Origin of the sequence: Pseudomonas mucidolens (genome assembly GCF_900106045.1) — a bacterium.
Lineage (GTDB): Bacteria > Pseudomonadota > Gammaproteobacteria > Pseudomonadales > Pseudomonadaceae > Aquipseudomonas > Aquipseudomonas mucidolens.
In genome coordinates this window covers 1,831,865-1,850,247 of record NZ_LT629802.1, presented here as the reverse complement: position 1 = coordinate 1,850,247, position 18,383 = coordinate 1,831,865, and the positions used below count along the sequence as shown (strand labels likewise).

10 protein-coding genes are annotated in these 18,383 nt (G+C 60.3%); 7 read left to right on the top strand and 3 right to left on the bottom strand.

Annotated features, from left to right (window positions below; all coding sequences use genetic code 11):
* Positions 1 to 426: 426 nt before the first annotated feature.
* The 4 genes from BLU75_RS08850 (at position 427) to BLU75_RS08835 (ending at position 6,240) form a co-directional block, all read left to right on the top strand.
* A complete protein-coding gene (locus BLU75_RS08850) occupies positions 427 to 669 on the top strand; it encodes a DUF6124 family protein (RefSeq protein ID WP_084380185.1) in 243 nt (80 codons plus the stop codon).
* An 86-nt stretch (positions 670 to 755) separates the two neighbouring features.
* Positions 756 to 1,997: an exonuclease SbcCD subunit D C-terminal domain-containing protein gene (locus BLU75_RS08845; RefSeq protein WP_084380187.1), complete on the top strand. Its 1,242-nt coding sequence runs from the start codon at positions 756 to 758 to the stop codon at positions 1,995 to 1,997.
* Positions 1,994 to 5,632, top strand: a complete 3,639-nt coding sequence (locus BLU75_RS08840) for an AAA family ATPase (protein ID WP_084380189.1) — start codon at positions 1,994 to 1,996, stop codon at positions 5,630 to 5,632. Before BLU75_RS08845 ends, BLU75_RS08840 begins: the two co-directional genes overlap by 4 nt.
* Positions 5,633 to 5,640: 8 nt before the next feature.
* On the top strand, positions 5,641 to 6,240 hold the full coding sequence (locus BLU75_RS08835; protein ID WP_373863656.1) for a glutathione S-transferase: 600 nt from the start codon (positions 5,641 to 5,643) through the stop codon (positions 6,238 to 6,240).
* Positions 6,241 to 6,483: 243 nt separating this feature from the next.
* On the opposite strand, the gene BLU75_RS08830 is transcribed toward BLU75_RS08835, so the two are convergent.
* The 3 genes from BLU75_RS08830 to BLU75_RS08820 all read right to left on the bottom strand — a co-directional run bounded on the left by BLU75_RS08830 (position 6,484) and on the right by BLU75_RS08820 (position 8,275).
* Positions 6,484 to 6,663 carry a hypothetical protein gene (locus BLU75_RS08830; RefSeq protein WP_084380193.1) on the bottom strand — a complete coding sequence of 60 codons (180 nt, stop codon included), beginning with the start codon at positions 6,661 to 6,663 and terminating at the stop codon, positions 6,484 to 6,486.
* Between the two features lie 156 nt (positions 6,664 to 6,819).
* Positions 6,820 to 7,992, bottom strand: a complete 1,173-nt coding sequence (locus BLU75_RS08825) for a lactonase family protein (protein ID WP_084380195.1) — start codon at positions 7,990 to 7,992, stop codon at positions 6,820 to 6,822.
* The gene (locus tag BLU75_RS08820; RefSeq protein ID WP_084380197.1) at positions 7,982 to 8,275 is read right to left on the bottom strand and encodes a DUF5629 family protein; all 294 of its coding nucleotides are present in this window, start codon (positions 8,273 to 8,275) and stop codon (positions 7,982 to 7,984) included. Before BLU75_RS08820 ends, BLU75_RS08825 begins: the two co-directional genes overlap by 11 nt.
* 279 nt (positions 8,276 to 8,554) lie before the next feature.
* Here BLU75_RS08820 and BLU75_RS08815 point away from each other — a divergent pair, with 279 nt between their 5' ends.
* The 3 genes from BLU75_RS08815 to BLU75_RS08800 all read left to right on the top strand — a co-directional run bounded on the left by BLU75_RS08815 (position 8,555) and on the right by BLU75_RS08800 (position 18,376).
* The gene (locus BLU75_RS08815; protein WP_231982631.1) at positions 8,555 to 11,725 is read left to right on the top strand and encodes a dermonecrotic toxin domain-containing protein; all 3,171 of its coding nucleotides are present in this window, start codon (positions 8,555 to 8,557) and stop codon (positions 11,723 to 11,725) included.
* Between the two features lie 24 nt (positions 11,726 to 11,749).
* A complete protein-coding gene (locus tag BLU75_RS27785) occupies positions 11,750 to 13,222 on the top strand; it encodes a hypothetical protein (protein WP_231982630.1) in 1,473 nt (490 codons plus the stop codon).
* A gap of 468 nt (positions 13,223 to 13,690) precedes the next feature.
* Positions 13,691 to 18,376 (top strand): dermonecrotic toxin domain-containing protein, encoded by a 4,686-nt coding sequence (locus tag BLU75_RS08800; protein WP_084380203.1) that lies wholly within the window; start codon positions 13,691 to 13,693, stop codon positions 18,374 to 18,376.
* The last annotated feature ends 7 nt before the right edge of the window (positions 18,377 to 18,383 follow it).

The following is an 18,383-nucleotide window of genomic DNA, read 5'->3' as shown; positions in this document are numbered from 1 at the left end:
TTAATCTGCTACGCGGCTTTAAAAAGGAAATAGGGAGAAATGCCAGTCAGCCAAACTGACTGGCATTTTTACCTCTGCGCCCTCGGCGAATGGGTCTCCCTCGCCACTTCGACATAGGCTGTCAAACGCCAGCAATCCACATCCCTTTAATTCGCAGGACTTTTCCTAGACAATCCTCCGGTCTTGCGCCTGCTTCAATCACTGGCTAGCCTTCGCTCCGTCGCTGCACATCAGCGATCGGGTGTGGAAACCTGGGATTAAGTAGGCGTCATGATCGTATGCAAACGCTCAATGGCGGCTGTACGCGGGCAGACCTCGGTCTGGCTGAGTCCTACTACTCGGTTTTCCACCCCGCGTATGGCTGCCACCTAATCTGTCGTGTGGAAACGACACAAGATGGCTCCCCAACCAAGTAGGAGCTTACGCATGAGCAAAATCGTCCCCGATCCACCCTTCCCTCCGCTATTCGTCACCCACCCAGACCTGAGTCTGGAAGACGCCATGGCGAGTATTTGCACGCTGCTGCGCTGTGCGGCCAGCACGGCAACCGAGTCGGCGCAAGGCCTGAGCCACGCACACCGCGACATGGCTTGCGCCACCGCGTACCTGATCGACATGGCCCAAACGCTGAGCGAGCGGGTGCTCGACTGTCTGCAACCACGAAAATGACCTGGACGCTTTGCCTGCACGGGTGCAAACGTGCGGGCGTTTACAGGTAAACTCCCCCTCTTTTCAGATTCTCCACGGAGTTCGCCTTGCGTCTGTTCCACACCTCCGACTGGCACCTGGGGCAAAACCTCCACGGCCAGGAACGCGACTTCGAACATGCCTGTTTCCTCGACTGGCTGCTGGCGCAACTCCAGCAGCAGCGCCCCGACGTGCTGCTGATCGCCGGCGATATCTTCGACACCGTCAACCCGCCGCTCAAGGCGCAGGAGCGGCTGTACGACTTCATCATCAGCGCCCACGAACAAAACCCCGACTTGACCATCGTGATGATCGCCGGCAATCACGACTCCGGTTCACGCATCGAATTGCCCGCGCCCTTGATGCGCCGCTTGCGCACCCATGCACTGGGTCGGGTGCTGTGGCTCGATGATGGGCAACTGGATGTCGAGCGCCTGCTGATTCCACTCCCTGACAAGAGCGGTGCGGTGGTGGGTTGGTGCCTGGCGCTGCCATTCCTGCGGCCGGCGGAAGTCACTGGCGCGCAGTTGGGCGACGATTATCTGCGCGGAATCGGCCAAGTGCATGAATGGCTGATCGCCGCCGCCAATGCCAAGCGCCAGCCCGGCCAGGCGCTGGTTGCCATCAGTCATGCACACATGGCCGGCGGTTCGGTCTCGGAAGACTCCGAACGCAGCCTGATCATCGGCAATGCCGAGGCGCTGCCGGCCAGCCTGTTCGATGCGAGCGTGAGTTATGTCGCCCTCGGGCATTTGCACAAGCCGCAGCGGGTGAATGGCGAAGAGCGGATTCGCTACTGCGGCTCGCCGATTCCACTGTCATTTTCCGAAATCGGCTACCAGCACCAGATTCTCGATGTGCAATTGGACGGCGAAACCCTGGTCAACGTCGAAGCTCGCCTGATCCCCCGCGCTGTCAACCTGCAGCGCCTTGACGCCGCGCCGCTGGCCGAGATTCTCAAGCAACTGGCGGACTTGCCCGATGTCGACCTGCTGGCGGAAACCCAGCGCCAGCCGTGGCTGGAAGTGCGGGTGCGGCTCGACGAACCGCAGCCCGACCTGCGCCAGCAAGTGGAAAACGCCCTGCAAGGCAAGGCCGTGCGACTGGTGCGGATTGCCGCCGAATACGCCGGTACCGGTCGCAACGAAGACCACGCCGCAGACCAATTGATCGAGCTGGACCAACTCACGCCCCAGGAATTGTTCAGCCGTGCCTGGCTGGAAAACTACGGCAATGCCGTCGATGAACAGACGCTGAAGGATTTCGCCGTGCTGCTCCAGGAAGTGCAACAGGAGGCAGAGCAGCCATGAAAATCCTCGCCATCCGCCTGAAAAACCTGGCCTCGCTGGCCGGCCCGTTTGAAATCGATTTCACCGCCGAACCCTTGGCCAGCGCCGGGTTGTTCGCGATTACCGGGCCGACCGGCGCCGGCAAAAGCACCTTGCTCGACGCGCTGTGCCTGGCGCTGTTTGGCGCGGTACCACGGTTGGGAGACACCGGCCAGGCGAAAATGCCCGATGCCGACAGCGATATTTCCATTGGTGATCCGCGCACCCTGATTCGTCGCGGCACCGGTGGCGGCTATGCCGAGGTGGATTTCGTCGGCGTCAGCGGCCGTCGCTACCGTGCGCGCTGGGAGGCCAACCGCGCACGGGACAAGGCCGGCGGCAAACTGCAAAACAGCCGGCAAAGCCTGATCGACCTGGACAGCGAGCAACTGCTGGCCAGTCAGAAAACCGAATACAAGACCCAACTGGAACTGGCGCTGGGTTTGAATTTCGAGCAATTCACCCGCGCGGTACTGTTGGCGCAAAGTGAGTTCAGCGCGTTCCTCAAGGCCAACGACAACGAGCGCAGCGAACTGCTGGAAAAGCTCACCGACACCGCGCTCTACACGCGGTTGGGGCGCCGCGCCTTCGATAAGGCCAAGGATGCCAAGGAAGCGCACAAGCTGTTGCAGGACCAGGCCACCGGCGTCACCCCGCTGGCCGCCGAAGCGCGGGCCGAGTTGGACGCCCACCTGAACGAAGCCCAGCAACAGCTCAAGACCCGCCAGGCCCAGCTCAAGCAGTTGGAACTGCAACACACCTGGCTCAAGGAGTTGCGCGAATGGCAAGCACGCCAGCACAGCGCGCTCGAACAACTGCAACAGGCCGAACGGGATTGGCAAGGCCAGGCACAGCAACGCCTGGACATGAGCCGTCTGGAACAGCTGGCACCGCAGCGTCATCACTTCGCGCGCCAGGCCGAACTGGGTCATCAATTGCCACCGCTGCTGGCGCAGATCCGCCAGCACCTTGAGCAAGAGGCGTCGCTGCACACACGCCAGACGCAATTGCAACAGCAACAAGGCAACGCCCAAAACGCCTTGAGCGAAGCCTTGAAACAGCAAACCGAGGCCGTACCGCTGCTGCGCCAGGCATTCGAGGAGCACAGCACCCTCGCGCGCCTGACCCGCGACCTGAGCCAGAGCGGCGAACAGAAGCTGCTCAGTGAAAAAGCCTGTACCGAAGGCCAGGCCACCCTGGGCACCCTTCACGAACGCCAACAGCAGGTCACCACCCGCCTGCAGCAATTATCCGTGCAACTTGAGCAGAGCGCCACGCTGGCGCCATTGGGCGAGGCCTGGAACGCTTATCGCGACCGTCTGCAACAGTTGATGCTGATCGGCAATCGCCTCAACCAAGGCCAGGCCGAACTGCCCACGCTGGAACAACAGGCGGCACTCGCCCAGGATCAATGGACGCAACAGCGCAGCGCCCTGGACTTGCTCTATCAGGAGGCGGGAGCGGAGCCCCATGCGGTTGCCGAACAGATCCAGTTGCTCGATAGCTTGCTCAAAGACAATCGCAAGCAACAGCGTGCCTTCGAAGACCTGGCACGGTTATGGGACAGCCAGCACCAGCTGGAGCAGCGCACTCAGGAACTGGCGGACAAACAGGCGAAGGTCCAGCAACAACGCGAACAATTGAACCAGGCAGGCCTGCAAACCAAGGCAGAGCTGAGCGTCGCCGAACAAACCCTGACCGTCACCCGGCAACTGCTGGAACGCCAACGCCTGGCCCGTAGCGCCAGCGTCGAAGAGCTGCGCACACAGTTGCAGGACGACCAGCCCTGCCCGGTCTGCGGGAGCGTCGAGCATCCCTATCATCAGCCCGAAGCCCTGCTGCAGAACCTGACGCGGCACGATGAAGGCGAAGAAGCCAACGCGCAGGCGGCCGTCGACAGCCTCAAGGAACAACTGACCGAACTGCGGGCCGATGTCGGCGGGCTGATCGCCCAGCAAAAAGAATTCCTGATACAGCAGGAACACCTGAGTAGCCAGCTGCAGGCGCTGGCGCCCACTCTTGCAGCCCATCCACTGTCGACCGCACTCTTCAATCAGGACGCCGCCAGACGCGGCGCGTGGCTGAGCCAGCAGTTGAGCCAGCTCACCCAGAGCATCAGCCAGGATGAGCAGCGCCAAGGCGCCCTGCTCAACCTGCAACAAAACGCCGGCCGCCTGCAGCAACAACTGCAAGCCGCCCAGGAGGCGAGCCAACTGGCCCGCCAGCGCTTGGTGGACCAGCAACGCGAACTGGGCAACGACCGCGAGCGCCTGGAAGAGGAACTCAATGGCTTTTCCGAGCTGCTGCCGGCGCAGATCCTTGAAGGCCTGCGGCGTGAGCCTGCTGCCACGTTCATGCAGCTTGATCAACAGATCAGTCAACGCCTGGAACAGGTGGGCCAACAACGTGAAGAGCTGGCCGACCACCAGCAGCGCCAGCAAACCATCGAGAAAGAACTGGACCGGCAACAGCATCGCCAGCAGCAATTGGAGGTGTCGCAACAGCAATTCATCGAGCTAAGCAACCAGCAGCAAGCTGCCCAAACCCGGCTGAGCGAACTGCTGGGCACGCACACCAGCGCCGAGCAATGGCAGCAGCAACTCGAGGTGGCCGTCGAGCACGCTCGCAGCAGCGAAGCCCAGGCCAGCCAAGCGTTGCAAGACACGCGAGACCAACTGATCCAACTGGCCGCCGACCTCAAGGCCCGGCAAGCACACCAGCGCGCCCTGGAAACCGAGCAACAGGCACTCGCGCTTCGTCTGGGCGACTGGCGCGCGTTGCACCCCGACCTCGACGACGCAAGCCTCGCCCAGCTGTTGAGTGTCGATGACCAGCAAGCCAGTGCGCTGCGGCAGCAGTTGCAACACAGCGAAAAAGCCGTCGAGCAAGCCAAGGTACTATTGCAAGAACGCGACCAGCGCCTCAAGGATCACCAGGCCCTGCACAACGGCAACCTGGAGGCCGAGCAGTTGGACAGCGCACTGACCGAACTCAACCGCCAGTTGAACGAGGGCGAAAACAACTGCGCCGAACTGCGCGCCCGTCAAGCCGAGGATCAGCGCCGTCAAGACGCCAACCAGGCCCTGGCGCTGACGATCGACAAGGCGTATGACGAGTGGCAGCGCTGGGCCCGCCTGAATGCGTTGATCGGCTCGGCCACCGGCGATACGTTCCGCAAGATCGCCCAGGCCTACAATCTTGATTTGCTGGTGCACCATGCCAACGTGCAACTGCGCCAACTGGTGCGCCGCTACCGCCTCAAGCGCGGGGGCAGCATGCTGGGATTACTGGTGCTGGACACGGAAATGGGGGATGAACTGCGCTCGGTGCATTCGTTATCCGGCGGTGAAACCTTCCTGGTGTCGTTAGCGCTGGCCTTGGGGCTGGCGTCGATGGCCTCGAGCACGCTGAAGATCGAGTCGCTGTTTATCGATGAGGGTTTCGGCAGCCTCGATCCCGAGTCGCTGCAATTGGCGATGGACGCACTGGACGGCTTGCAGGCACAGGGCCGCAAAGTCGCGGTGATTTCCCATGTGCAGGAAATGCATGAGCGGATTCCGGTGCAGATTCAGGTCAAGCGCCAGGGCAATGGCTTGAGCACCCTGGAGGTCAAGTGAGCGACGTGATGGTGTATTCGTTTCGCCGCTGTCCCTACGCCATGCGGGCGCGCATGGCGCTGCACTACTCACAGGTAGCGGTGCAGATTATCGAGGTCAGCCTCAAGGCCAAGCCGGCCGAGATGCTGGCGCTGTCACCCAAGGGCACTGTGCCGGTGTTGAGTGTCGATGGCCAGGTGATCGATGAGAGCCTGGCGATCATGCAATGGGCGCTGGCACAGCACGATCCCGAAAACTGGTTGCTCCAGGATCAACCGGCGGCGCAGGCGACGATGACGCAGTTGATTGAAGAGAACGATCAGCACTTCAAATTGCACCTGAACCGCTACAAATATGCCGAGCGCTACCCGGAGCAACCGATGGAGTATTATCGGGCCGAAGGCGCGGTATTTTTGCAGAAACTGGAAGTGCTGCTGGCTGAGCGCGACTATCTGTTGGCTGACCATCCGAGTCTGGCGGATATCGCCCTCATGCCGTTCGTGCGGCAGTTTGCCCACGTTGATCGGGCATGGTTTGCACAGACCCCGTATCGACGCTTGCAGGCGTGGTTGCAGCGATTCCTCGAGTCGCCCCTGTTCATCGCGATAGTGGCCAAAACCCAAGGCTGACCGTGGAGCGTGGCAACCGGAAAGTGGCGAAGGGCTTGTCCTGATGCTGATCCGTCAAGCCTTTATGTAGGAGCGAACTTGCTCGCGAAGAACTCAATGCACCGCGATTATCCAGAATGCACGCGTTATCGTTGATGTTTTTCGCGAGCATGCTCGCACCTGGCACGGTCGGGGTTCGTTTGACTGCGCAGCAGCCCCACGGCAGTACCGTAGCAGCGACCGAGATGCACACTCTGCACTTACTCAGCTTTGGACTTTATGATCCAGCGCCGCATAAAAGTTGGCGCTTTGTTGCAGGTATTTCTGGGTGTAGCTGCGGGTGCTGGAAGCCTTGCCGGGGATGTCTACACTGGCGCTGGCAGGCAAGGCCACCGTGGCCGAAACAGCGGAAGCGGCGATGATCGAGAAGAGATTGAAGTTCATGTCGGTAACCCTTGTGTCTGGTTGGCTTGATGGCTTGTGAAAGCCTTGAAGCAAACTTACGCCAGGGAGGATTAGCGCTTGAAATTCTTTGAAACAGTAGCTGTTATCACTGCCATTGATAGAAGCAGGCAGGCCCCGTTGTACGGGGCCTTTGGTTCATTTCCCGAGCAGGAACTTGATATCGCTCGGGGCGTCGATCGGTAATTTCTGCGTGGTTTTACCCAGCAGACCGGTCTTCGGGTCGCGCTCGACCACCACGATTTCATTGCTTTTCTGATTGGCAATCAGCAAGAACTTACCACTCGGGTCCAGGCTGAACTCACGGGGATGATCGCCTTCCACCGAACGGCGCTGGACTTCCTTCAACTGCGCGCTGGCCGGATCGACGGCGAACACCAGGATCTGATTGGCGGTGCCACGGTTACTCACATAGAGGAACCTGCCGTCATCGGAGGCATGCAGCGCGGCACCCGCCTTCTCCGATACCGGTTGCCCGGCAGCCATGTCGACCAATTGACGCTGGATCAACGTGCCATCCTGATAGTCGAACACTGCAATCTGCGCGCTCATCTCCAGGGTCAGCCAGGCATGCTTGCCGTCCGCGCTGAACAACAGATGGCGCGGGCCGCTGCCGGGCGGCAACTGCACGTAAGCCGGATCGGCCGGCGTCAATGGCCGTTCATGATTGGCCTTGGGGTCATAGTGGTAGACAAAGATCCGGTCTGCCCCAAGGTCGTTGGCAAACACGTACTTGCCATCCGGTGATGACACCACCGAATGCACATGGTTGGACGCCTGGCGCTCGGGATTGACGCGGCTGGCGACATGCCCGCTCAGTTGCACCGGGGCCGACAACTTGCCCTCGGCATCCACGGGCAACACCGCCAGACTGCCGCCCGGATCTTCCAGCACCGAATAGTTGGCAACGAACAGATGACGCTCATCGGTGGCGCTGCTTGAATGTGTCGGCTCGTTGCCGAGGCTTTGCACCTGGTTGACCAAGGTCAACCGAAAGGTCTGCGGGTCGATGCTGTAGCTGCTGACGCGTCCCACTGGGTCGTGCTGGCCCGGGCCGTTTTCATTGACCACATACAAGCGTTTCTGGTCTTTGGACAGGGTCAGCCAGGACGGATTATGGGTTTGCGCGGCCAGCACCGGCTTACCGTTGAACTGGCCGGTGCGGCTGTCAAATTGCAGGCGATAGATGCCTTCACTGGCGCCTGCGGTGTAACTGCCCACCAGCAGCTCATAGGTGTCCGCGGGCGCGGCCTGCACCGACATGGCTCCCACGCTGCCAGCCATCAGCAGCGGCCAGAATTTACGCATCATCGGCTTCATCCTCATCGTTATTGTTGCCAGTGAAGGCGCTCAAGCAAATCAGCCGGTGTTCGCCCGAGTCACCGGTAAGGGTCCAGCTTTGCAAAGTCTGGTCAAACGTGGCGGCCTGGACCTGCTCCCGGCTGAAGCGCCAGCGTTTTTCCGCGCGGCCGTCCATGGCAATGATCAGCAACTGCTGTGCGTCGAATTCGAACTCGAAAGCGTGCAGCCCATCGATTTCGAGCATGTCGCAGGTTTCAAGTTCAGTGGACAAGGTGGGCGTCGCGTCAGTCATCACGGGGCAATCATCAAAGGGAAAGGCACCCATGATAGGCCAGTTTTGTCCGCACGCCCAAGGTCGCGGTGCCGACTTGAGGTTACCCGCAGCGTATTGAATACGCGGCCGGGCGCGGTTGCTGGCGGTTTTTTTGCGTTACCGGCGCGCGGTCCCCGACCAGCCTGTCACACGACGCCCCCCTGGGCGGGTATCTACATACCGCCTCCAAGCCGCCGCGGTGGCGATACTTCCAGCCTCGTCATTCCGACGTCCATGAACTGATGAAAAGGACTTTTTATGCCCGCGCCGTCCCCGGTCGACAGCACTTCTGCCCTCGCCCAAAGTGTCAGCCTGCAGTTTGCCAGCCGTCCGACCTTCGAGCAGGTCGCCCAACACATGCTCGAACAAGCGATCCTGAAAACCTACCCGGCACTCGACCTCGACCTCGCCAAGATCCGCCTGGCCACGCCCAGCGAGTCCTCCCGTGGCTGGGATACCCAGCCGTTCATGGAGCGGGTTCTCGACTACCTGGCCCTGGGCGTCCCGGTGGATTTCAAGACGGGTGAGCGGCGCGCCTGCTTTCTCTCTGCACAGATGCCGCACCCCCTCAGGTCAGCCGGAAAAGAGCTGGACATGCAGGTCATCGAGAGCATGTTGCGGGAGCTGCTCTGGAGCGTACCGATCGGCTTTGAGGACGCGCTGACCGCCTATTGGAACGCCGCGGTCGACAGCGGTATCAGCCGTTGGCGCTGGCTCGGCGATGTGCTGAAAAACCTGCTGCATATTCGCGGTTTGCAACAGCCAGGCCTCAGCGAGCAGGCCCGTGACGCGCTGAACCAGTTGGTCAGTTGGCCGGACCGTGAGCAACGCTTGCACCATAACAGCCGGGCCCCCGTCTACGCCTACAGCCTGACCTACACCCTGACCCAGGGAACCGTCAGCAACGTGCTGCCCGGCAACGAAATCCTCCTGGTGCACACCGTCAAAAGCACCTCATTGTGGCTGCTTTGCAGCCCCGAGGGCGACGTCCAGTCCTTTGCCTCGCAGGAGGCTTTCGACCAACATTGGGGTGCGTTGATCGCCAGCCGTTACGTGGTCGACACCGCCACCTGCCAGCGCAACGAGATTGGCGGCCATGCCTTCGACGCACAGGCCGCGATGCTGCTGGAGCAGCAACTGGCCGACCTGAAAGCTGTGCAGTTACCCTCGCACATCGGCCTGTCGGATCTGCGCGCGCTGTACCACGAACTGAGCGACCCGGCCCGCTACCTGCTCGACGCGCCGCGGCCCACGCCTGAAATGTCGGCGCGACTCAAACCGCTGATGCCTGCGTGGTTGAAGTCGGCGACCATCGTCGATCGGACGAAATTCCAGCGCTACAGCCTGGCACTCGCCAGCGCCAAAAAACGCAGCCAAGGCCGGACCTTTCTCAGCGACATCAAAGACATCAAGACCTTCACTGCGGATGCTTTGCTCAACCAACTGCAGCAAACCAACGACAGTAGCCCGGTCAGACTCCCGTCCAGCTACTACCTGCCCGACGATGTCGAACTGACCTTCACCGTGGCCAGCGGTTATCCCGGCACGGCCGGCCTCATCCAGAAAGAAAAGATGAGCCTGACCGAACTCGCCATCAAAAATCTCGTCGCTCGGCCAAGTGGACACTTGACTCTCAGCCATCGCCGGGGCCTGGCACTTCCCATGTGGTTAACGCCCGACTTCATTACCCGCAAGAACGGGCTGATCGAACAGGTTGACATCGGCACCCGCTATCCGCGCTATCTACAACAGAAACTGTTCGACGAGTCACCCCAAGCGCAGGAACGTCAACAGATGTTTGCCGAGCAGTTGCCGCCCCAGCTGCTGCTGGAAGCCTTGAAGCAGGTGCTCAATAACGAAGACGGCATGACGCGCCAGGGCCTGGCGCTTATCGAAGCTGTGCTCAAACCCGACCCTGCCGCGCAGCAGGTCAGCGGTCAGCCCGTGGTCATTCGGCATTTGGCCATGCTGCGCAAGCCCAAAGCCCGGCCCGACACCTTGACCAATATGTTCATCATCGAGCCGCAAGACGTTGACCTTGGCCCGCATGTGCTTTACCGCCCGCTCTACACGCCCGCGCTGCAGGAGTTCGCGACACGCAAGGCCTTGCTGGACGCCATCGGCAAACCGGGCGCGCTGCAAACCAGCGTGCTGATCTGGTTGTCCGACGCAGACCGTCCGGTGTATGCCAATGGCGGTTTCCAGGAGCCGCACATTGTGCGTTTTCTTTCCGGCGACGAGTTCAGTCTGCCCGACATCCCCTCCCCGGCGACCCTGGCCATCAACGGTGTCAACGAAGAACTGTGGCAATGGCTGCGCACCGGCAAACTGCTGCAGTACCTCTACGGCAGCAACGCGCGGGCGCTGGTTACCCAGGCCGACCGGGACTCGGTCTCCAACAGCGAAAGCCGTTGGGCGGTGCTTATCGAGGGCGGCAGCCTGCTGTTCAGTACGCTGATGCTCGCGCCCTTTTTGCCCGGTCCGGTGCTGGCCACCACTTGGTTATGGAACCTGATCGCCAGCGCCAGTCGTGATATCCCGGCATTGAGCAGCGACAATCCGACCAGCCGGGAACTGGCCACGGTGGATTTGCTGCTCAACCTCAGCATGCTCGCGCTGCCGCTCCTCGCCGCCAGCACCTCCGTGCGTGCAGCGCTGCCCGAAGCCCTCAAGAAGCACGCGATGCGCCCGCCTGCCCCGCGCGCCATCCCGGAGCAGTGGCCGGCGGCGCCGGCACCGGGAATTCTTGAAGGACCGGTGGCCTTGCCGGGCGAACATACCCAAGCCGCCGGCATGCGCCTGGACTTCAGTTTCGCCAGCGCCCGGCAGGGGCTGACGGCCGAGCAACGCAGCCGCCTGCAACGCTTGCAAGTGCCGCGGCCCGCGGTCCTCCCCGAACCGCTTGGACATGGCATGCTCCGGGGCTTATACGTAATCGGCAAGACATGGCATGCGCTGGTTGAGGGGCATCTCTATCAAGTCGACCCGCAAGCGGATGGCAGCGCGATCATCGTTGACCCGCACGCGCCGACAAAAAACGGCCCGCTGCTGAAATCGGACGCGCAAGGCCATTGGTCCGTCGATCTGGGCCTGCGCTTGCGTGGCGGCATGGCGCCGAAACGTGTGGAGGAACTGCGCCAGCGCAAGGCTCGACGCCGCCGCGAACTGATGGAAGGGATCACGCAACTGAACGCGCAGCGAGAACATAATGAAAAGGCGATGAACATTGCTCGCGAACTGATGGACCAGTCCGAGGTGGAAAACCGCCCAGGCTTCACCGACACGCAGCGGGTAAAAATCCGCAACAAGCTGTACGACCTGATCCTGACGCATGCCGAGGCCTACGTGAAAGTGCTCGACGGCCTCCCCGAACATGCCGAGCTGGGTATTAATCTGGCGCCTGAAACGTTGAATTCAATGATGGAGTGACTGGCGCAACGTGCGGTGGATGCGGTGCAGATCCTCAACATAGAGCAAGACATCCTGCTCGCAAAAAGGCGTGAGATGGGCGAGCTGGGCACGGTTATCATCGATTCGGAGAGCAACGACCTGCTGCTTGATAAACTGTGCGATAACTTCGATCGAGTGATTTATTGGCAGGAGCTGCGGGACCGCTACCTGGAGAAGCTGTTGAACCTCGACACCGCGCTGTTCGAGCGTCTGACCAGCGACTGGCCGTGGCACCGCAGCAACGCCTTGACCACCAAATCCAGCCAGCTGGATGTGCTGGGGCACCTGTCGCTCAAGGATATCTATTCGAGCCTCAGCGACAACCTGAACGACATCATTGAGCCACTAACGAATCAGGTGCGCTCGCACGCCGACCTGCGCCGCTACGACCTGACCCCGGCAGAGCAACTTGACGTCCTCGCCAGCTTGTCCGAGCAGTATGGCTACGCCTTGGACGCGTTGCAGGGCATGAAAACCCTGTATATCGACGACATCAACGAAGCCTATTTCGACAGGCTGCTCAAGCTGGTCGAAGGCCTCTATCAGGAAGCCTCGCAAAGGCTCGCGGCCGAAGTCAAACCCGAACCCCAACCGCCCAAGCGCCCGCCCCGCCACTCCAAGACGGCGGCCGGGCGTCCGCAGAAAAAGGTCATCAAGACCCGCAAGAACGGTGTACTGATTGGCGACCTGAAACCGGCCAGCGAAGACTTCCCGCTTGAAGTCGTCGAGCTGCGCTCCGAAACCGATGACAAGCTGATTGCCCGCTATTCGCAGCGCGGCGACGTCTGGGACATCGTCGAAGAAGTGCGTCCGGCACCACCGCTCAAGACCCGGGCGCTCGATGCGATCCGGGGCGATGCACGCAAGCTGCTGGGGCAGTTGGAAAAACTCCTGGCTAACGCGCAAAGCTACAGAAAACGCTGCCGCTTTCCTCAGGAAATCGAGGAAATCATGAACAATGAGGCCAGTCGCTTCGGCAAACTGTCCGCAGAATACGATAGAACCCTCGCGGCCACCCACAGCCCGCGCACTCAGGCCGACCACAACCTGCTGGAAAAAATGTCCGAGGCGATTTCGCGGTTGACCAGCAAAGGTGCTGCGTTGCGCACTGAATTGAGCCTGCGATTGCCGCCGACCGAAGGCAATCTGCGGTACTTGTTCGAAAAAAACCTGATCCAGGTCGCGCGGCTCGGCGAACGCATTCCCTTGAAGGGCACCCGTAAGGACTTCCTCGAGGAATACGCGATCAATGACCGTGACGGTCGCCCCCTGTGGTACGCGCACTTTCACTACGACACGGCCGAAACGCCGAAAGACAACTACAGCGTCGCCCACCTGAAAACCAAGGAACAGCGCAAGGAACATTACTATTCACAGCTGGCCAAGGCCGATAACCCTTATGCGGTGGTGGATGTGCATCGCGGGCTGCTCGGCAAGCCCCTGGCGCAACGCTGGTTTCTACCCTTGGCACCTTAATCTCTGCAAGAAAACTTTCCCGGTAAGGACCAGGAGCTGAATGCGACAAAGCCGCAACCTTGGGGTTGCGGCTTTGTTGTTTCAGCAACCGGCCAGTGAGCGAACAACGAATTGCCCTTCTGCCCCGCCAGCCTCGAAGGCTTGGTCAGGAAGCGCGCCAGCGCCAGCAGCAGCCACCGCGCACCGAACATGTTCCACAACAACATGAAGGTGAGATCAGCCCCATGTCGTCCAGGAACTGGGCATGCACATCGCTTCCAAACGCTTCAAACCCGACGACAAACGAGGCCTTGTTATATGGGCAGCAATCCCTCCTGATCTCCTCCGATTTCACCGAGACTCCCGCGAGACCTGGCACCCCCCGCGAACGGCAGGCGGGTATCTACATACCACCCGCATGGGACAGGGATGACGATACTTTTATCGTCGTCATCCTGACGGCCATGAGTTTTACGAAAAGGACTTCTTATGACTTCGCCCTCCCCAGCTGACAGCAGCAGTGCGCTGGCACTGAGCGTCGGCCTGCAATTTGCCAGCCGACCAACCTTCGAGCAGGTCGCGCAACACATGCTTGAGCAAGCCATCAAGGAAATATACCCCGCGCTGACCTTCGACCTCTCCACGACCCAATTGGCAACGCCAAATGCCGGCTCCCGCGGCTGGCGTCGCGAACCGTTCATGCACCGCGTTTTCGATTACCTGGCCCAGGGCACACCCGTGGATTTCCGGGTTGCGGACCGGCGTCCCTGCTTTCTTTCTGAAAATGTTAATGATCTCTGGGGCCAATTTTATCCCCAGCTGATGCCGCCCCCGCTCAAGTCGGCCGGAGAATATCTGGACATGGAGCTCATCGAAAAACGCTTGCTTGAACTGCCCTGGAGCGTGCCGATCGGGTTCGAGGACGCACTGACCCGCTATTGGAACGCCGACATCGGCACCGACTCGCACAACAGCATCAGCCGCTGGCGCTGGCTCAGCGATGTACTCAAGAACCTGCTGCATATCCGCGGGCTGCAACAGCCAGGACTCACGGACCAGGCGCGTGAGGCCCTGAACCAGATCGTCCAATGGCCTGCGCGTGAGCAACGCTTGCAGCACAACAGCCAGGCCCCCGTCTACGCCTACAGCCTGACGTACACCCTCGCCCAGGGGCCCACCCGCACTGTGCTGCCCGGCAACGAAATCCTCCTGGTCCACACGTCAAAAAGCACAACCATTTTCCTGCTGTGCAGCCCCGGCAGCGCCGTGCAGTCCTTTGAATCGCTGGAGGCCTGCAACCGTCACATGGGCAAACTGATCGCCAGCCGCTACGTCGTCGACACCGTCACCTGCCAGCGCAACGAGATCAGTGGCGATGCCTTCGACACCCAGGCGGCGATGCTGCTGGAACAGCAACTGGCCGACCTGAAAGCTATTCAGTTGCCCTCCCGGATTGGCCGGCAGGATCTGCACGCGCTCTACAAAGAATTGAGCGACCCGGCGCGTTTTCTGCTCGACGCTCCGCGCCCCACACCTGAAATGTCGGCACGCCTCAAGCCACTGCTGCCCGAATGGCTGAAAGCCGCCAGCGTCGTCGATCAAACAAAGTTCCAGCGCTACAGCCTGGCACTGGCCAGCGCCAAAAAACGCCGTCAAGGCCGAACCTTTCTCAGCGACATCCAGGACATCAAGACCTTTACGCAAGACGCCTTGCTCAAGCACATGCAACAAACGAACGACAGTAGCCCGACCAGAGTTTCCGCCAGCCACTACCTGCCCAACGATGTGGAACTGACCTTCATCGTCGCCGCGGGCTATCCGGGAACAACCGGCATCATCGAGAAAAAAATCATGAGCCTGACCGAGCTGGCGATCAACAATCTCGTCGCCCGGCCAGGAGGACACTTGACCCTCAGCCATCGCCTGGGCCTGACCCTTCCCGCATGGTTGACGCCGGACTTCATTACCCGCAAGGACGGGCTGATCGAACAGGTCGACATCGGCACGACCTATCCCCGGTATCTGCAACAAAAACTGTTCGACGATTTGCCTCAAGCGCGGGAACATCAACAGATGTTTGCCGAACAGGTCCCGGCACAGCTGTCGCTTGAAGCACTGAAACAGGTGCTCAACAACGAAAACGGCATGACTCGCCAAGGCCTGGGCCTTATCGATGCTCTTCTTGAACCCGACGCCGAGGGTCAACAGGTCAGCGGCCGGCCGGTGGTCATTCGACACCTGGCCTTGCTGCGCAAACCCGAGGCCCGACCCGATCCCGTGACCAATATGTTTATCATCGAGCCGCAGGATGCTGAAACGGGCCCGCACCTGCTCTATCGCCCGTTCTACACGCCCTCGCTGCAGCAATTCGCGACGCGCCAGGCATTGTTGGAAGCCATCGTCGAACCTGGGGAGCTGCAAAACAGTGTCCTGACCTGGTTGCCCGACACCGCCCGCTCGGTATATGCCAATGGCGGCTTCCGCGAGCCGCACATTGTGCGTTTCCTTAGCGGCGACGAGTTCAGCCTCCCCGAAATACCCGCTCCGGCGACACTCGCCATCAACGGCGTCAACGACGAGTTGCTGCAATTTCTGCACAACGGCAAATTGCAGCAGTACCTCTACGGCAGCACTGCGCGAGCGCTGGTTGCCCAGGCCGATCGAGATTCGGTCTCCAACAGCGAAAGCCGCTGGGCGGTGTTTATCGAGGGCGGCAGCCTGCTGCTCGGTACGTTGATGTTGGCGCCTTTTCTGCCCGGCTCGATCGTGGCCGCTACTTGGCTATGGAGCCTGATAGCCAGCGCCAGTCATGATATTCCGGCCCTGGCCAGCGACGATCCGCTGACACGAGAACTCGCCACCGTCGATTTGCTACTCAACCTCAGCATGCTGGCGATCCCGCTCCTCGCCGCCACCGCTGTTCATGCACCGCTGCCCAAAACCCTCAAGCAGCACGCGATGAGCCCGCCCGCGCCACGCGTTATCCCAGAGCAGTGGCCGGTGCCCAAAACGCCGGACATTCTTGAAGGGCCCGTCGCGTTGCCCGGTGAACACCCCGACGCCACCGGCATGAGCCTGGATTTCAGTTTCGCCAGCGCCCGTCACCGCCTGACGCCGGAGCAACACGCCCGACTGCTGAGCTTGCAGGTGCCGCGCCCCGCGTCACTGCCTGAACCGCTTGAAAATGGCATATTCAGGGGTTTGTACGTGATCGGCGACAAATGGCACGCCCTGGTTGAAGACCATTTGTATCAAGTCAGCCCGCAATCGGATGGCAGCGCGACGATCGTTGATTCGCTCGATCCGGCACGCAGCGGCCCGGTGTTGCAATCGAACCCACACGGCAACTGGACCGTGGATCTGCGCCTTCGTCTGCGCGGGGGGATGCCACCCAAACGCGTAAAGGACCTGCGCCTGCGCAAGGCCCAAAGACGGGTCGAACTGCTCGATGCGATGTACAAACTGGATGCGCAAAAGACCGATTACAAAAAGGCCCTGAACATTGCCAGACATTTGCTGGCCCAGTCCGAGAAGGAGAAGAGGAGCGACTTTACCGATAGGCAGCGTACGCGCATACGTGAAAAGTTTTATGAACTGCTCCAGACGCACACCGGCACCGTTGTGAAAGTGCTGGACACCCTGCCCGAACATGCCGAACTGGGTATTGAAACAGTCCCGGAGATCATTAGCAGCATGATGGAATGGGTGATCGAACGTGCCGACGAGGCCGTCCATATCTTAATGATCGAGCTACACATCCTGCTCGAAAATGTAGAGCTGGGAGAGACTGTCATCGATACGAAGAAGGATAAGGTGTGTGACATCTACGATCGTGTGACCTATTGGCATGAACTCAGGGACCGCTACCTGGAGCAGTTATTGAACCTGGATGCCGCAGCGTTCGAGCGTCAGACCGAGGACAAGCCGTGGCATGAAAGTAACGCATTGACCACAAAAGCCAATCAGTTGAATGTGCTTTGGTATATGGCTATCGAAGATTTCGATTTCGGCCTGGACGACAACCTGCGTAGCATCCTCGAGTCATTGAGGGAACAGCTGCGCTCCCACTCCGACCTGCGAAGATACGACCTGACCCCAGCGGAACAACTTGAGATACTCACCAGCCTGTCGGAGCAGTATGGTAACTCCCTCGACGCTTTGCAGGGTATGAAAACCCTCTATGTCGACGAGATTGACGAAGCCTATTTCGACAGGCTGCTCAGACTGGTCGAAGGTCTGTATCAGGACGCGTTGCAAAAATTGGCCGCAGAAGTCAAACCCGAGCCACAACCGCGCAAACGCCCGCCCAGGCAGCCCAAAACAGCTGCCGGGCGCCCTCAGAAAAAGGTCATCAAAACCCGCAAGAATGGCGTGCTGATTGGTGACCTGAAACCGGCCAGCGAAAACTTTCCAATTGAAGTCGTCGAGCTGCGCTCCGAAGCCGATGACAAGTTGCTTGCCCGGTATTCGCGTCATGGAGACGTCTGGGACATCGTCGAAGAAGTGCGTCCGGCCCCACCGCCCAAAACAAGGTCTCTCGATGTGGTCAAGGGTGATGTGCGCAAACTGCTCGGGCAGCTGGAAAAACATCTCGGGAATGCTGAAAGCTACAAAAAGCGCTGCCGCTTTCCTCAGGAAATCGAGGAAATCCTCAACAATGAGGCCAATCGCTTCGGCAAGCTTTCCGAGGAGTTCGAAAGAGCTCTTACCGCCTCGCAAACGCCCCGCACACAGGCCGATCAAACACTGATCGAGCAAATGTCAGAGGCCATTTCGCAGCTGAAAACCAAAGGCAGTGCGTTGCGCACCGAATTAAGCCTGCACTTGCCGCCTACCGACGGCAACCTTCAGTACTTGTTCGACAAAAAACTGATCCAGGTCGCGCGGCTCGGCGAACGCATAGCCTTGAAGGGTGTGCGCAAGGATTTCCTCGAGGAGTACGCCATCAATGACCGTAACGGTAGTCCCCTCTGGTACGCGCATTTTCACTACGCAACGGCCAACACCCCGAAAGCCGATTACAGCGTGGCCCATTTGAAAACCAAGGAACAACGCAAGGAACACTACCATTCACAACTGGCCAAGGCTGATAACCCTTACGCGGTGGTGGATGTACACCGGGGTCTGCTCGGCAAAGCCCTGGCGCAACGCTGGTTCTTGCCCCTAGCGCCTTGATCTCGGC

What these genes read in the sequence shown, in the direction of transcription:
- BLU75_RS08835 (WP_373863656.1), top strand. Translation starts at nt 5,641, where the DNA reads ATGGTGTATTCGTTTCGCCGCTGTCCCTACGCCATGCGGGCGCGCATG.
- BLU75_RS08840 (WP_084380189.1), top strand. Translation starts at nt 1,994, where the DNA reads ATGAAAATCCTCGCCATCCGCCTGAAAAACCTGGCCTCGCTGGCCGGC.
- BLU75_RS08800 (WP_084380203.1), top strand. Translation starts at nt 13,691, where the DNA reads ATGACTTCGCCCTCCCCAGCTGACAGCAGCAGTGCGCTGGCACTGAGC.
- BLU75_RS08830 (WP_084380193.1), bottom strand. Translation starts at nt 6,663, where the DNA reads ATGAACTTCAATCTCTTCTCGATCATCGCCGCTTCCGCTGTTTCGGCC.
- BLU75_RS08825 (WP_084380195.1), bottom strand. Translation starts at nt 7,992, where the DNA reads ATGATGCGTAAATTCTGGCCGCTGCTGATGGCTGGCAGCGTGGGAGCC.
- BLU75_RS08815 (WP_231982631.1), top strand. Translation starts at nt 8,555, where the DNA reads ATGCCCGCGCCGTCCCCGGTCGACAGCACTTCTGCCCTCGCCCAAAGT.
- BLU75_RS08820 (WP_084380197.1), bottom strand. Translation starts at nt 8,275, where the DNA reads ATGACTGACGCGACGCCCACCTTGTCCACTGAACTTGAAACCTGCGAC.
- BLU75_RS08850 (WP_084380185.1), top strand. Translation starts at nt 427, where the DNA reads ATGAGCAAAATCGTCCCCGATCCACCCTTCCCTCCGCTATTCGTCACC.